The 13,250-nt window shown below is 69.4% G+C and carries 9 protein-coding genes; 3 read left to right on the top strand and 6 right to left on the bottom strand.

Going from position 1 to position 13,250, the window contains the following annotated elements:
- Nucleotides 1-14: 14 nt before the first annotated feature.
- Nucleotides 15-416 carry a twitching motility response regulator PilG gene (gene pilG / locus E5790_RS14860; protein ID WP_005418455.1) on the bottom strand — a complete coding sequence of 134 codons (402 nt, stop codon included), beginning with the start codon at nucleotides 414-416 and terminating at the stop codon, nucleotides 15-17.
- A 240-nt stretch (nucleotides 417-656) separates the two neighbouring features.
- On the opposite strand from pilG, the gene gshB reads away from it, so the two are divergent.
- Together gshB and E5790_RS14850 are read left to right on the top strand one after the other, a co-directional pair.
- Nucleotides 657-1,604, top strand: coding sequence for a glutathione synthase (gene gshB, locus E5790_RS14855; protein WP_014648094.1), 948 nt, complete (start codon nucleotides 657-659; stop codon nucleotides 1,602-1,604).
- Nucleotides 1,604-2,488: an energy transducer TonB gene (locus E5790_RS14850; protein ID WP_014648095.1), complete on the top strand. Its 885-nt coding sequence runs from the start codon at nucleotides 1,604-1,606 to the stop codon at nucleotides 2,486-2,488. Before gshB ends, E5790_RS14850 begins: the two co-directional genes overlap by 1 nt.
- 653 nt (nucleotides 2,489-3,141) lie before the next feature.
- Here the strand turns inward: E5790_RS14850 and tsaB are convergent.
- The 4 genes from tsaB to mrcB form a co-directional block, all read right to left on the bottom strand.
- On the bottom strand, nucleotides 3,142-3,855 hold the full coding sequence (gene tsaB, locus E5790_RS14845) for a tRNA (adenosine(37)-N6)-threonylcarbamoyltransferase complex dimerization subunit type 1 TsaB (RefSeq protein WP_049440310.1): 714 nt from the start codon (nucleotides 3,853-3,855) through the stop codon (nucleotides 3,142-3,144).
- Nucleotides 3,856-3,864: 9 nt separating this feature from the next.
- Nucleotides 3,865-5,913: an ATP-dependent DNA helicase gene (locus tag E5790_RS14840; protein ID WP_111206956.1), complete on the bottom strand. Its 2,049-nt coding sequence runs from the start codon at nucleotides 5,911-5,913 to the stop codon at nucleotides 3,865-3,867.
- Nucleotides 5,914-6,506: 593 nt separating this feature from the next.
- Nucleotides 6,507-7,043, bottom strand: coding sequence for a hypothetical protein (locus tag E5790_RS14835; RefSeq protein WP_014648099.1), 537 nt, complete (start codon nucleotides 7,041-7,043; stop codon nucleotides 6,507-6,509).
- On the bottom strand, nucleotides 7,040-9,478 hold the full coding sequence (gene mrcB / locus E5790_RS14830) for a penicillin-binding protein 1B (RefSeq protein ID WP_032958979.1): 2,439 nt from the start codon (nucleotides 9,476-9,478) through the stop codon (nucleotides 7,040-7,042). Before mrcB ends, E5790_RS14835 begins: the two co-directional genes overlap by 4 nt.
- 96 nt (nucleotides 9,479-9,574) lie before the next feature.
- Between mrcB and E5790_RS14825 the strand changes: the two genes are divergently transcribed.
- Nucleotides 9,575-11,674, top strand: a complete 2,100-nt coding sequence (locus tag E5790_RS14825) for a glycosyltransferase (RefSeq protein ID WP_111206102.1) — start codon at nucleotides 9,575-9,577, stop codon at nucleotides 11,672-11,674.
- Here E5790_RS14825 and E5790_RS14820 read toward each other — a convergent pair.
- Nucleotides 11,671-13,236 (bottom strand): hypothetical protein, encoded by a 1,566-nt coding sequence (locus E5790_RS14820; protein ID WP_046432065.1) that lies wholly within the window; start codon nucleotides 13,234-13,236, stop codon nucleotides 11,671-11,673. The two genes, E5790_RS14825 and E5790_RS14820, sit on opposite strands and share 4 nt — an antisense overlap.
- Nucleotides 13,237-13,250 lie beyond the last annotated feature (14 nt).

Here is a 13,250-nt window from a genome sequence, read left to right as displayed (position 1 = left end):
CCTTTCCCCCCTGGTCAGGCGTTGACGTATGTGCGGATGGCACCCAGCAGTTCTTCGCGCGTGAAAGGCTTGGTCAGGTATTGCTCCGAGCCGACGATGCGCCCCCGCGCCTTGTCGAACAGACCATCCTTGGACGACAGCATGATCACCGGGGTCGCCTTGAACAGCTGGTTGCCCTTGATCAGCGCACAGGTCTGGTAGCCATCCAGGCGCGGCATCATGATGTCGACGAAGATGATCTGCGGCTGCTGGTCTGCGATCTTGGCAAGCGCTTCGAAGCCGTCGGTGGCGGTGACCACCTCGCAGCCTTCGCGCTTGAGCAGCGTTTCCGCAGTCCTGCGGATGGTCTTCGAATCATCGATGACCATCACCCGGAGTCCTGCGAGTTCCCCGCCCGCAGTCGTGTTTTCAGTCATTGCCTATCCCCAAGCGCACGGCCCAATCTCTGGCGGGAGCCGCTGCGAAAGCGTATCTATATCGCACTTCCCGCGCCCGCTTCAAGGCCGGCCTGCCGCGCAGGGGGTAGCACCGGGCTGAACGTGACCGGGTTCGCAATGACTGCGCTGCCGGCAGGCGGACGCTGCGTTGCACTACGGCGGGGAGGCACACGGCCGGCGTTGCCGCTACCATCAACGCCTTGCCTGACAGGTGCGCCCATGCCGTTGAACGTCATCGTGGTGATGGACCCCATCGCCCACATCAAGATCGCCAAGGACACCACCTTCGCCATGTTGCTGGAAGCCCAGCGCCGTGGCCATGCCCTGCACTACGTGCGGCCCGGCGGGCTGGCCCTGGAAGGTGGCGTGGCGGTGGCCCAGACCGCACCGCTGCAGGTGCGCGACGACCCGGCCGGCTGGTATGAGCTGGGCGCGTTCAGCCGTACCGAGTTCGGTCGCGGCCAGATCGTGCTGATGCGCAAGGACCCGCCCGTCGACGCCGAGTACATCTACGACACGCAGGTGCTGGACGTGGCTGCCGCTGCCGGCGCCTGCGTGGTCAACAACCCGCAGGGCCTGCGCGACTACAACGAGAAGCTGGCCGCCCTGCTGTTCCCGCAGTGCTGCCCGCCGACCCTGGTCAGCCGCGATGCCAAGGCATTGAAGGCCTTCGCGCTGGAGCACGGCCAGGCCGTGCTGAAGCCGCTGGATGGGATGGGCGGCCGCTCGATCTTCCGCAGCGGCCAGGGCGATCCGAACCTGAACGTGATCCTGGAAACCCTGACCGACGGCGGCCGCAAGCTGGCGCTGGCCCAGAAGTTCATTCCCGACATCACGGCCGGCGACAAGCGCATCCTGCTGGTCGACGGCGAACCGGTCGACTACTGCCTGGCGCGCATTCCCCAGGGTGACGAGTTCCGCGGCAACCTGGCGGCTGGCGGCCGTGGCGAAGGGCGCCCGCTGAGCGAGCGTGACCGCTGGATCGCCGGCCAGGTTGGCCCGGAGATGAAGCGCCGTGGCATGCGCTTCGTCGGCCTGGACGTGATCGGCGATTACCTGACCGAGGTCAACGTGACCAGCCCGACCTGCGTGCGCGAGCTCGACGCGCAGTACGGCCTGAACATCGCCGGCACCCTGTTCGACGCGCTCGAGGCCGGCCTGCGCTGATGGCGGCCGCACCTGCCGTCCTGCCCCCGCCGGCGCGCGAAGCGCAACGGCTGGGCGCGACCATCGCGCTGTCGATCGTGGTCCACGCCCTGCTGATCCTGGGCGTGGGTTTTGCGGTGAAAGGCGACGCACCACTGGTGCCGACGCTGGAGGTGATCTTCAGCCAGACCCGCACCGCACTGACCCCGAAGCAGGCCGATTTCCTTGCCGCCGCCAGCCAGGAAGGTGGCGGCGAGCACGACCGTGCGCAGCGCCCGCGCGACAACCAGGCCGGCATCGTTCCGCAGGCCCAGGCGGGGCTGAGCCCGGTGCCGCAACAGCAGCAATCGGCCGCGCCGGCGCCCCCGCCGCAGGCGCGGGTGGTCAGCAGCCGCAACGGCGAAGAGGCAGTGGCCCAGGCGCAGGCGCGCCCGACACCGGAGCAGCCGGAACCGGATGCACCGCTGACGGCACGCGAGCAGCGTGATGCCGAGATGGCACGGCTGGCGGCCGAGGTGCATCTGCGCTCGGCGCAGTACGCCAAGCGCCCGAACCGCAAGTTCGTGTCGGCCAGCACGCGCGAATATGCCTACGCCAATTACCTGCGCGCCTGGGTCGACCGCGCCGAGCGCGTCGGCAACCTGAATTACCCGGACGAGGCCCGGCAGCGCCGGCTCGGCGGCCAGGTGGTGATCAGCGTGGGCGTGCGCCGCGATGGCAGCGTGGAAAGCAGCCGGATCCTGCGTTCAAGCGGGACGCCGTTGCTGGATGAGGCGGCGCTGCGGGTGGTGCAGCTTGCGCAGCCATTCCCGCCGCTGCCGAAGACCGAGGACGAGATCGACATCCTGCAGGTCACCCGCACCTGGGTGTTCCTGCCGGGTGGCACCCTGCACGACGACCGGTAGGGGTTTGTTGCCCGGGCCTGCGGCCCGGGACCCGCTGGAAGGCTGGAGCAACGGCAACAGCAACAGCGGCGGTTGGGATATTGGGTTTGGCGGGGCGGTATGGGCTTGCAGGAAACGCCGTAAACCCGTCCCTGGGGGCTCGATGGCGCCTTGCTCGTGTGCGCTGTCCTGCGCACGCGGCAAGACCGGGGTTGAGCGTCCTGCCCAACCCGCCCGAGGCGTGCCTCGGGCCCATGGCGCCAACGGTGCTGCAAGCCCATACCGCCCCGCCTCTGACAGATCCCGACGCATCATTGCTGTTGGTAGGTGTCGACCTTGGTCGACACACATCCACGCTACGCGTGGATGCGAGCGAAGCGATCCGCTGTTGACTTTGATTTTCTTTTGATTTTCCGTGGCGGACGCACACGGAAACTGTCAGAGGTCGGGCGGGGTGGGTTCGCGGGGGTGTCCGCGGCATGGATGCCGCGGCCAAGCCCCCATAGGTGAGGGCGCTTTGCTTGCGAAGCACTGCTTCGCAAGCGCCCGAACGCACAGCCGCCAGCGGCTGGGCCGGACCGCGGAGCGGGGTTTACGGCGTCCCCCGCGAACCCACCCCGCCCGGCCAAGCGCGGCTTTGGTTTATGCGATCAACCAACCCCGCCACGAGGGGCTCAGCCGTTGGCCTTCGCCTTCGCCTCGCGCGCGGCCTGCTGCTCGACCAGGGTCAGTGCCACGTTGTCGCGCAGGTAGGCCGGCTCGACCTTCTCCGGTGCAATGGCTTCGCCGCGCGCGAACGCCGGCACCGCCAGTGCGAGCACGTCCGACGCACGCGGCAATGCCGTGGCGTCGAATCCGCGCAGGCCAGTACCGAGCTGCGCGACCAGCGCACCCTCGGCTGCGGCGAACCCGGTACCGACACCGTAGGCCGACAGCCCTTCCGGCAGCGCCACCGCTGCCGGCGCGCAGACGCGCTCGGCATCGCGCGCGACCGGCAGGCCGTCCACGCGCTCGAAGCGGGCGACGTAGAGTTCGCCCATCCGCGCATCGATGGCCGACAGGATCTGCGTTTCTTCCGCCGGTGCGCGCAGCGCCAATACCTGCAGCGTCGAGACCGGCAGCAGCGGGCGGTCCAGTGCCAGTGCGATGCCCTGGGCAATGGCAATCGCCAGGCGCACGCCCGTGAACGCACCCGGACCGCGACTGAGGGCGATGCCATCAAGCTGGCGACGGCTGATGCCGGCGTCGGCCAGCAGCGCCTCGGCCCACGGCAGGCTCAACTCGGCGTGCCGGCGCGGGGCGATCTCGAAGCGTTCCAGGACCTGCCCATCGACATGCAGGGCAACGGAACAGGCTTCGGTGGCGGTTTCAAAGGCAAGCAGTTTCATTGGATCAGGTCAGAACAAGGGGAACGTGGCACCGGGAGCAGGCTCCGGGCCCGCCGCAACGGCGGCCGGGGCAGCCGCATCATCGGCCACGGGCAGCCATTGTGGCCTAAAGAAGGCCTGCACATCGGCCAGGCTGCGGGTGCGCCGGAACGGCGGCAGCGACTCAAGAAAGACCCGGCCATAGCCACGGTTGAGCAGGCGCGGATCGCACAGGACCAGCACGCCCCGGTCGCTTTCGCTGCGGATCAGGCGGCCAACGCCCTGCTTCAGGGCGATCACCGCCTGCGGCAGCTGCTCGTCGCGGAACGGGTTGCCCCCCTGGCTGCGGATCGCCTCCAGCCGCGCCTCGTATACCGGGTCATCCGGTGCCGCGAACGGCAGCTTGTCGATCATCACCACGCTCAGCGCTTCGCCGACCACGTCCACGCCCTCGCGGAAACTGGCCGAGCCCAGCAGCACGCCATTGCCCGATTCGCGGAAACGCTGCAGCAGCGCCGCGCGTGGCGCCTCGCCCTGCACGAACAACGGCCACGGCCCGTCGCGCAGTGCCTCGGCGGCCTCGCGCAATGCACGGTGCGAGGCGAACAACAGGAACGCCCTGCCCTGCGAGGCCTGCAACACCGGCCGCAAGGTCTGGATCAGCGCGGTGCCAAACCCGCGCGCCGCCGGATCGGGCAGGCCTTCGGGCAGGTAGCACAACGCCTGCTCGGGCCAGTTGAACGGGCTCGGCTGGACCAGCGTGTGCGGATCGTCCAGGCCCAGGCGCGTGGCGATGTGGTCGAAGCCACCGCCCACGGTCAGCGTGGCCGAGGTGAAGATCCATGCCGCGCGGCTGCGCTCGCGATGCTCGCGCAGCGGGCCGGACACATCCATCGGCGTGCGCTGGCAGCGGAAACCACGCGGGGTGAGCTCATACCAGAGCACATCGGCGGCACGGGGGGTCTCCGCCGGATCGGTATCGAAATCGAGGGTGGGCTCATCATCGCCCAGCCAGCGCTGCAGCCGCGACACCGCCTCGCGTGCCCGCGCATGACAGGCATCCAGACCCGCCGCCGCCTCGCGCAGCGGTTGCAGTGCCTGCTCCAGCGTCACCAGGCCGGCCATCACCGTATCGAATCCATCGCGCACCTGTGGCATCGCCAGCGCACGCCACTGCGTACCCCGTGGCGGCAGCCCCTCCATCGCCGAGCGCAGCGCCAGCAACGCCTGCTGCAACTGGTCGACCGGTTCCTGCAGGGCCGACTGCGCGCCGCCTACGCCGCGCGCCTCGGCCAGGCAGTCGCGGCCGAGTTCCTGCCACGGGCGCATGCCGAAGCCTTCGCCGAAAAACTGCGCGGCCAACTCGGGCAGCTGATGCGCCTCGTCGATGACAAAGGCCTGCGCCCCCGGCAGCAACTCACCGAAGCCGTCCTGTTTCAGTGCCAGGTCGGCCAGCAGCAGGTGGTGGTTGACCACCACCACGTCGGCAGCCTGCGCACGTTGGCGCGCGCGCACCACGAAGCAGTCTTCCCAGAACGGGCAATCGGTACCCAGGCAGTTGTCGACCGTGGAAGTGACCATCGGCAGAAGCGGCGAGTCATCGGCCAGGCCTTCCAGTTCGGCGATGTCACCGAACTCCGAACGGCCGGACCAGGCCAGGATGCGCTGGAACTGCGCAGCCTGCTCCGGGCTGGAAAAACGCGGTTCGCCCCGCGCCTGCTGCAGGCGGTAGCGGCACAGGTAATTCGCGCGTCCCTTCAGCAGCGCGCTGCGCAGGCCAACGCCCAGTGCCTGGCGCACGCGCGGCAGATCGCGGTGGTAGAGCTGGTCCTGCAACGCGCGGGTACCGGTGGAGATGATGGTGCGCAGCCCGGACAGCAGCACCGGCACCAGATAGGCGAAGGTCTTGCCGGTGCCTGTACCGGCCTCGGCCAGCAGCAGGTCGCGCTGCTGCAGCGCTTCGGCGATGGCGTCGGTCAGGTGCAGCTGTGCCGGACGCGGGACAAAGGCATCCAGATGCGAGGCGAGCGCGCCGCCTTCGCTGAGGGCTTCGCGGCTGGCATGGACAAGGTCGGACATCAGAGGGAGAGGATACCCGGCCGGGCGCTGCCCGGCACCCGTTTCAAGCCAGGGCAACAGCAACAGCGGTGTTCATGGCTCTGGATTTTTACGTACTGGGCAGGCCGGGAGGGGCAGGCAGGACACGCCGTAAACCCATCCATGGGGGCTCGATGGCGCCATCCATGGCGCCAACGGTCCTGCCTGCCCCTCCCGCCCCACCCTCGACAGTTTCCCAGTGACGGATGCACGCGCGGCGTCGCGTCGAGCTTGCTCGACTGCCCTTTCAGAAGCGGTGGGTGGAACGGAAACAAGAAGGGGTCGGATCCGTTTTCCTGCGGAAAACGGATCCGACCCCACAACGAGTGCGCGCAGCGCGCGACCCGCTTTTGATTTTCTTTTTCTTTTCCGTGGCTGGACGCACACGGAAACTGTCAGAGGTTGGGCGGGGTGGGTTCGCGGGGGTGTCCGCGGCATGGATGCCGCGGCCAAGCCCCCAGGGACGGGTTCACGGCGTCCCCCGCGAACCCACCCCGCCCGGCCAAGCGCGGCTTTTGCTTCTGGCTTCAGCGACCAACCCACAGCCACGAGGGGCTGTGCCGTTGGCTGAAAACTCAGTACCGCTTGATCCCCGGCACCGTGCAGCCCTCAATCTGCGCATGCGCCGACACCGCATTCTCCTTCTCGCCCCGCGCCAGGCGCGACTGCTCGATCGTCGCCCAATGCCGGCGGCACAGCGGCCCGGTCTTCGAGCCCAGATCCACCGCCTTGCGCGCGAACGTCTCCGCCTGCGCCCACTGGCCCTGCAGCAGCGCCAGTTCGGCACGTTCCTGCAGCACTGCCGGGTCACCCGCCACGATCTCCAGCGCGTGGTCCAGGCTGCTGGCCGCGCCGGCCAGGTCGTTCGCCTGGCGTTGTGCCAGTGCAGTCACCCGCAGATCTTCCACCTGCGAATCACGCAGCGGCTGTACCGACAATTCCTTGTCGTCCGGACCCGCTGCAGCATCCACCGCAGCCAGGCGCTGCGCCGGCGTGGTGGTATCGACCGGCTTGACCACCGGTGGTGCGCTGCTCACGCAGGCGGCCAGGGCCAGGCTGAGGCCGGTCAGGGCCAGGGGCTGCAGCAGGGATCGCATGTTCATCGGCATCATCGGCTCGGGGGAGGAGTGGCGGCGGCAGGTGCCGCGGCAGGTTCGGCAGGCGCTTCCGGCTTGCGGTCCAGGCCGAACCAGCTGCGCCAGCCACCGCCCTCGCCGTCGGCCTCGCCCTGCCCCTCCGGCGACGCGGCCGGCGCGCACGGCGCATAGGCAGGCGCATAGCCCACCACGAACGGGAAACGACGCGCGCCGGGGCAGCCTTCATCGGTGCTGTTGAGGCCGGTGGGGGCCACCGACTGCCAGTCCAGGCCCTTGTTGCTGACCCGCAGCGGCGCGCTCGGCAGGCGCTGGAAGATGCCCGACCAGACCCGCATCGCGCCGGTGGCGCCATACAGGCCGGCCTGCGCGTTCTGGTCGTTGCCGATCCAGATCACTGCCAGGTGATCACCGGTGTAGCCGGCATACCAGCTGTCACGGCCATCGTTGGTGGTGCCGGTCTTGCCGGCGGGCTGCAGGCGGCCGAGGCCATCGGCATTGAGCCGCTGCGCGGTACCGCTGGCGACCACCTGCTGCAGGCCGACACTGATCAGGTTGGCGGCAATCGAGTCGCCTTCCTGCGCCGGTGCCGGGGTCTTGTCGTACCGCTTGAGCAGCTTGCCCTGCGGATCGAGCACGCCACGCACCGCGTGCAGCGGCTGGATCTCGCCGCCGGACGCCAGGAACTGGTACAGCTGCGCCATCGCGTACGGGCTCTGGTCGGTCGAGCCGAGGATCACCGCCGGGTTGGCGTCAGCCTTGATGCCGGCCAGGACATGGATCAGCTGGGTCACGCGCTCCGGGCCGACCTGCATGCCCACGCGCACCGTGGCCTGGTTGTAGGAATGCGCCAGTGCGTCGATCAGGCGCACCGTGCCGTGGCTGCGGTTGTCCGCGTTGCCGGGACTCCAGTTGCGGCCGCGGCCGAGCTGCACCGTCACCGGCGAATCATCCACCCAGCTGGCCAGCGAGTAACGGTCCGGCTGCGCCAGGGCCAGCAGGTAGACGAACGGCTTGAGCAGCGAACCGACCGGACGCTGCGCCTCGATCGCGCGGTTGAAGCCGACCTCGGACACCTCGCGGCTACCGATCACCGCCAGCACGTCGCCGTTGTGCACGTCGGTCAGCACCATGCCGGCCTGCAGCTCGGGGCGGCGCTTGCTTTCCAGCGACTTGATGGTGCGGGTCACCGCGCCTTCGGCATAGGCCTGCGCGGACGGCGACATGCCGGTCATCACGCTCAGGCCCGCGCCCTGCAGCGCCGATTCCGGATAGTCATGGCCGAGCTGGCGGCGGACCAGGTCAACGTAGGCCGGGAAGCGGTTGGCTGCCACCAGGCCCGGCGTCTTGGGCACGCCCAGCGGCGCCTTCAGCGCGCGCTGGTACTCGGCATCGTCGATCAGCGTGGCCTCATGCAGCTTGCCCAGCACGAAGTTGCGGCGATCCAGCGCGCGCTCCGGGTTGCGCCGCGGGTCGTAGAAGGACGGCCCCTTGACCAGGCCGATCAGCAGTGCGATCTGCTCGGTCTCCAGCGACTGCAGGTCACGGCCGAACCAGAACTCGGCGCCGGAGGACATGCCATGGATCGCCTGGCTGCCGCGCTGGCCCAGGTACACCTGGTTGAGATAGGCCTCGAAGATGGTGCGCTTGTCATAACGCGCTTCCATGATCAGTGCGTACAGCACCTCATTGAACTTGCGGGTGACCGTCTGCTCCTTGCCGATGCCGAGCAGGCCGCTGCGGGCCAGCTGCTGGGTCAGCGTCGAAGCGCCCTGGCGGCTCTGGCCACCGGAACGGATCGTCACCCACACCGCGCGCGCGATGCCGGACAGGTCGATGCCGTGGTGGCGGTTGAAGTCCTTGTCCTCCACCGCCTGCAGGCCAGTCACCAGCAGGTCCGGCGCCTCGTCCATGCGGATCAGGCGGCGCTCTTCCTGCTTCTGGCCGTACAGGGTGGCGATGCGCGCCGGATCCAGCCGCGCGGCCTTCAGCGCCTTGCGGTTGTCGGCGTCGCGCAGCGAGGCCACGCCGCCATCGGCCAGCGACAGCTCCACCCGGCGCGGGGCCACCCGGCCGTCAACGTCGTTGAAGCCGCGGCTGGAGATGACGAAGCGCCCGCCGTTCACCGCATAGGTGGCCGGCTCCTTGCCCTGCCCGTCATCGCGGTAGGCAGAGGCGGCCAGCTCGGTCTTCAGCGTAGACGCATCCATCGCCTTGCCGGGGGTGAGCACCAGCGGGCGCGCGTACACGCGCGTCGGGATCTGCCAGCGCAGTTCACCGAAACGCTGGGTCACCTGTTGGTTCAGGTACAGCGTATAGGGAATGAGGAAACCCAATCCCAACGCGACCGCAGCCATGCTCCAGGTGATCAGCCGGCGCCGCCACAGCGGACCGTTGTCCTGCTGGTCGTCGTCGGAATCGTCGATGTCGTCGGAATCGTAGCGTCGGGGCACGGGAATGCGAGAATGTAGGGTCTGGCGAGTCTACCCCAGCCGCTGCGGCTGGCGAATTCTCCCGGGTTCCCCTGCTTAAGCTGGAGTTGCAACCGGATGGCGATGTCCCTGGCCGAGATCCGATACCTGATCAACCGCCTGTCGGGCCTGGCCCGCCGGAGCCTGGCAAGCCTGCGCACCCGTGGCTGGCGGGCCACCTGGCAACGCATCCGCGTGCATGCCCAGCGCGCCGTCCCCGCCCCGCGCACGCCACTGTTCCTGCCGCCAGCGCAGGATTTCGCCCCCTTCACGGTGCCGTTCAGCGAGTCGCCGGAGGTGAGCATCGTCATCCCGGTCTACAACCACGTCGCCCACACCGTGGCCTGCCTGCGCGCCCTGGCGGCGCACCCGCCGGCCGCCGCGTGCGAGATCCTGGTAGTGGATGACGGCAGCAGCGATGCCACCGTGCAGTGGATGCCGCAGGTGGCCGGGCTGCGCTATGAAGTGCGTGCGCACAACGGCGGCTTCATTGAAGCCTGCAATGACGGTGTATCGCGCGCACGCGGCCGCTACGTGGTACTGCTGAACAACGATACGGTGCCGCAGCCGGGCTGGCTCGACGCCCTGCTGGACACCTTCGGCAGCGTGCCCGACGCCGGCCTGGTCGGCAGCCAGCTGCTGTACCCGGATGGCCGCCTGCAGGAGTCGGGCGGGGTGATCTTCGCCGATGGCAGTGGCTGGAGCTACGGCCGCTTCGAGGCCGCCGATGATCCGCGCTTTGCCAGCCTGCGCGACGTCGACTACTGCTCGGGCGCGGCGCTGATGCTGCCACGCGCCCTCTGGCAGCAGCTGGACGGCTTCGACACCCGCTACAAGCCGGCCTACTACGAGGACACCGACCTGGCCTTCCGCGTGCGTGCACACGGCCTGCGCGTGCTGGTGCAGCCGGCCAGCCGGGTGATCCACGACGAAGGCACCAGCAACGGTACCGACACCGGCAGCGGGGTGAAGGCCTACCAGGTACGCAACCAGGCCATCTTCGCCGCCCGCTGGGCCACCGAACTGGGCCGTCATCCGGCGGTCGGCGAAGTGCCGTCTCCGGCGCTGCTGCTGCGCGGCCGGCGCCAGGTGCTGATCCTGGACGAGGAAGTACCGCAGCCGGATCGCGATTCCGGGTCACTGCGCCAGGTCAATCTGATCCGCCTGCTGCTGCAGGGCGGCGCCCACGTTGTGTTCGTACCGACCCGGCGCGAGCACGCCGGTGCGGCCACCGAAGCGCTGCAACGGATGGGCGTGGAAGTCTGGTACGCGCCCTTCCTGGACGGCGTAGCCGGCTGGCTGCGCAGCCACGGATCGCGTTTCGACGTGGCAATGCTGGTGCGTCACCACGTCGCCCACGAATGCCTGCCGCTGCTCAGGCGCTATGCACCGCAGGCACGGACCGTGTTCGACACCGTTGACCTGCACTACCTGCGCGAACGCCGCGGTGCCGAAGTCGCCGGCGACGCAACCCTGCTGCGTGCAGCGGAACGTACCCGCAGCAGCGAACTGGCCGTGATGGAGCAGTGCGACATCACCGTGCTGGTCAGTGCGGCCGAACGGGAGCAGCTGCAGTCCGATGCGCCGCAGGTGCGGGTGGAGCTGATCTCCAACCTGCATGAGGTCGCCGGCGCCGGCGCTGTATTCGAGCAGCGGCGCGACCTGGTGTTTGTCGGTGGCTTCCGTCATCCGCCGAACCTGGACGGCATGGAATGGTTCATCGGCGAGGTCTTTGCCCGCATCCGCGCCCGGTTGCCGGAAGTGCGCCTGCACTGCATCGGCGCCGCGGCGCCGGAGTCGCTGCTGGCACTGGCCGCACGCCAGCCCGGTGTGCAGATGCACGGGTTCGTCGAAGACATCACGCCCTACATGGACGGCGCGCGCATCGCCATTGCGCCGCTGCGGTTCGGCGCCGGCGTGAAGGGCAAGATCAACCTGAGCATGGCCCACGGCCAGCCGGTGGTCGGTACCACCTGCGCCGTGGAAGGCATGCACCTGCATCCCGGCCAGGACGTGCTGGTGGCCGATGACGCTGTCGGTTTCGCCGATGCGGTGATCCGCCTGTACCAGGATCCACAGCTGTGGCAGCAGTTGTCCGATGCCGGCCTGGCCAACGTCGCCCAGCATTTCTCACTTGATGCCGCCCGCGCGACCGTGCAGCGGGTGTTCTTCGCCTAGTCCGCCCGTCCACCGGCGCGACGCAGGCGGTCTTCGAACGCCGGCAGTTCGGCCAGGTCCGGTTGCAGCAACCGCGCCTGTTCGGCAGCGTGCGCGGCAAAGGCCAGGTCGCCATTGCCGAGCCGTTCGCTGCCGATCGCCAGCCAGCGCTGGGCCAACCGCAGCCGCGCCGAGGGCAGGCCCGCTGCGGTCGGTGACAGCGTCTGCCAGGCCTGCAGGCAGGCACCCGCCGCCTGTACCCGGTTCTGCCGCAGATTGTCGTCGAAGCAGCGGCGACTGGCGGGCAGCAGGCGTGCTGCGGCAGCCTTGACCCGCGTGTCGCGGGGGGCCAGTGACTGGGCTTCGCGCAGTGCGTCGAACGCGCTGTGCCCCGGTGGGCTGATCCACTGCCCTGCACGTTCGGCACGCTCGATCTTGCGCAGGTGGTCGCGCAGCTGGCGTTCGCGCTGCGCCGTACTGATCGCGGGCTGCTGCAGGGCCTGTTGCGCCTGGCGCGCACGCTGCAGGCGCTGTGCCAGTTGCTGCCGGATTGCCTGCGAAGCGCCCAGCTCCGCCGCCAGGGCTGCATCGCGTTGCGCCGCATCGAACTGGAAGTCGTCGGCGGATGTCTGGCTGCGCACGACCACCGCCTGCAGCGCCTGCTCACGCCCCCGCTGGGCATTGGGATCATCGGCCGCCACCGCAAGCACTGCCAGGAAACCCTGGGCCGCGGCGTCCAGCTGCTGTCGTTGCAGTGCCCGCTGCGCCTGCCGCAGGCGCTGGTCCACCGCGCGCGCCAGGGCTTCCTCGCTGGCCGGCAGATCGGCATGACCGGCATCGAACTGGCGGGCACGACGCAGGATCGCGGCCGCCTCGGCCAGCTCTCCGCGCCCTGCCAGCGTGCGCGCCTGCAGCAGCAGGTCGCTCAGCGCATCTTCGCGCCCTTCCAGCGCCGGCAGGTTGTCCGGCTGCAGGGCAAGGATGCGCTGGAACAAGGGCAACGCACTGCTGTCGCCATCATCCAGGCGTCCGGCCGCGAACGCGTTGCGCGCCTGGGCCAACAACGCACCAATACCGGCTCCGGCACTGCGTCGCGCCTGCAGCTGGCGGGCGACCGCATCGGCTTCGCCCTGCGGCACCTGCAGCTCACGGGCCAGTGCCAGTGCCTGCGCGCTGCCGTCCAGGTCACCGGCGTGCAGGCGATCGCGCGCCTGTTGCAGCGCTGCCGCGCCGGTATTGGCCAGGCCCTGGCGCGCCTGCGGGCGATCACCGTCCAGCGCCAGCACCGCCTGGTAGCGCTCGCGCGCACCACTGCCATCGGCATCGCTCAAACGACCGGCGGCCAGCGCACGATCCCCCTCGGCCAGCAGCTGTTCGATCTGCGGCTCATCCCAGAACCAGTCGGCCAGCGGCTTGCGCAGCAGGACCAGCAGCACGAACACGGCCAGCGCCGCAAGCAGCGCCCAGCGCCAGACCCGGCGCGCATGGCGTGCCTGCAGCCACCACCAGCGACCCTCGCGACGGACGCGGTCCAGCGCAGGATGTTCAGCGCCATGCGGGCGATGCGGGGGCTCGCGTTCCATGCGTGCAGGGTAGC

This window comes from Stenotrophomonas sp. PAMC25021 (genome assembly GCF_004795795.1).
In the GTDB taxonomy this organism is placed as follows: domain Bacteria; phylum Pseudomonadota; class Gammaproteobacteria; order Xanthomonadales; family Xanthomonadaceae; genus Stenotrophomonas; species Stenotrophomonas muris.
This window is presented reverse-complemented; position numbering and strand designations above follow the sequence as displayed.

Coding starts and splice junctions, on each gene's coding strand:
- E5790_RS14850 (WP_014648095.1), top strand. CDS start 1,604: ATGGCGGCCGCACCTGCCGTCCTGCCCCCGCCGGCGCGCGAAGCGCAA.
- E5790_RS14840 (WP_111206956.1), bottom strand. CDS start 5,913: ATGTCCGACCTTGTCCATGCCAGCCGCGAAGCCCTCAGCGAAGGCGGC.
- E5790_RS14820 (WP_046432065.1), bottom strand. CDS start 13,236: ATGGAACGCGAGCCCCCGCATCGCCCGCATGGCGCTGAACATCCTGCG.
- E5790_RS14835 (WP_014648099.1), bottom strand. CDS start 7,043: ATGATGCCGATGAACATGCGATCCCTGCTGCAGCCCCTGGCCCTGACC.
- gshB (WP_014648094.1), top strand. CDS start 657: ATGCCGTTGAACGTCATCGTGGTGATGGACCCCATCGCCCACATCAAG.
- pilG (WP_005418455.1), bottom strand. CDS start 416: ATGACTGAAAACACGACTGCGGGCGGGGAACTCGCAGGACTCCGGGTG.
- E5790_RS14825 (WP_111206102.1), top strand. CDS start 9,575: ATGGCGATGTCCCTGGCCGAGATCCGATACCTGATCAACCGCCTGTCG.
- tsaB (WP_049440310.1), bottom strand. CDS start 3,855: ATGAAACTGCTTGCCTTTGAAACCGCCACCGAAGCCTGTTCCGTTGCC.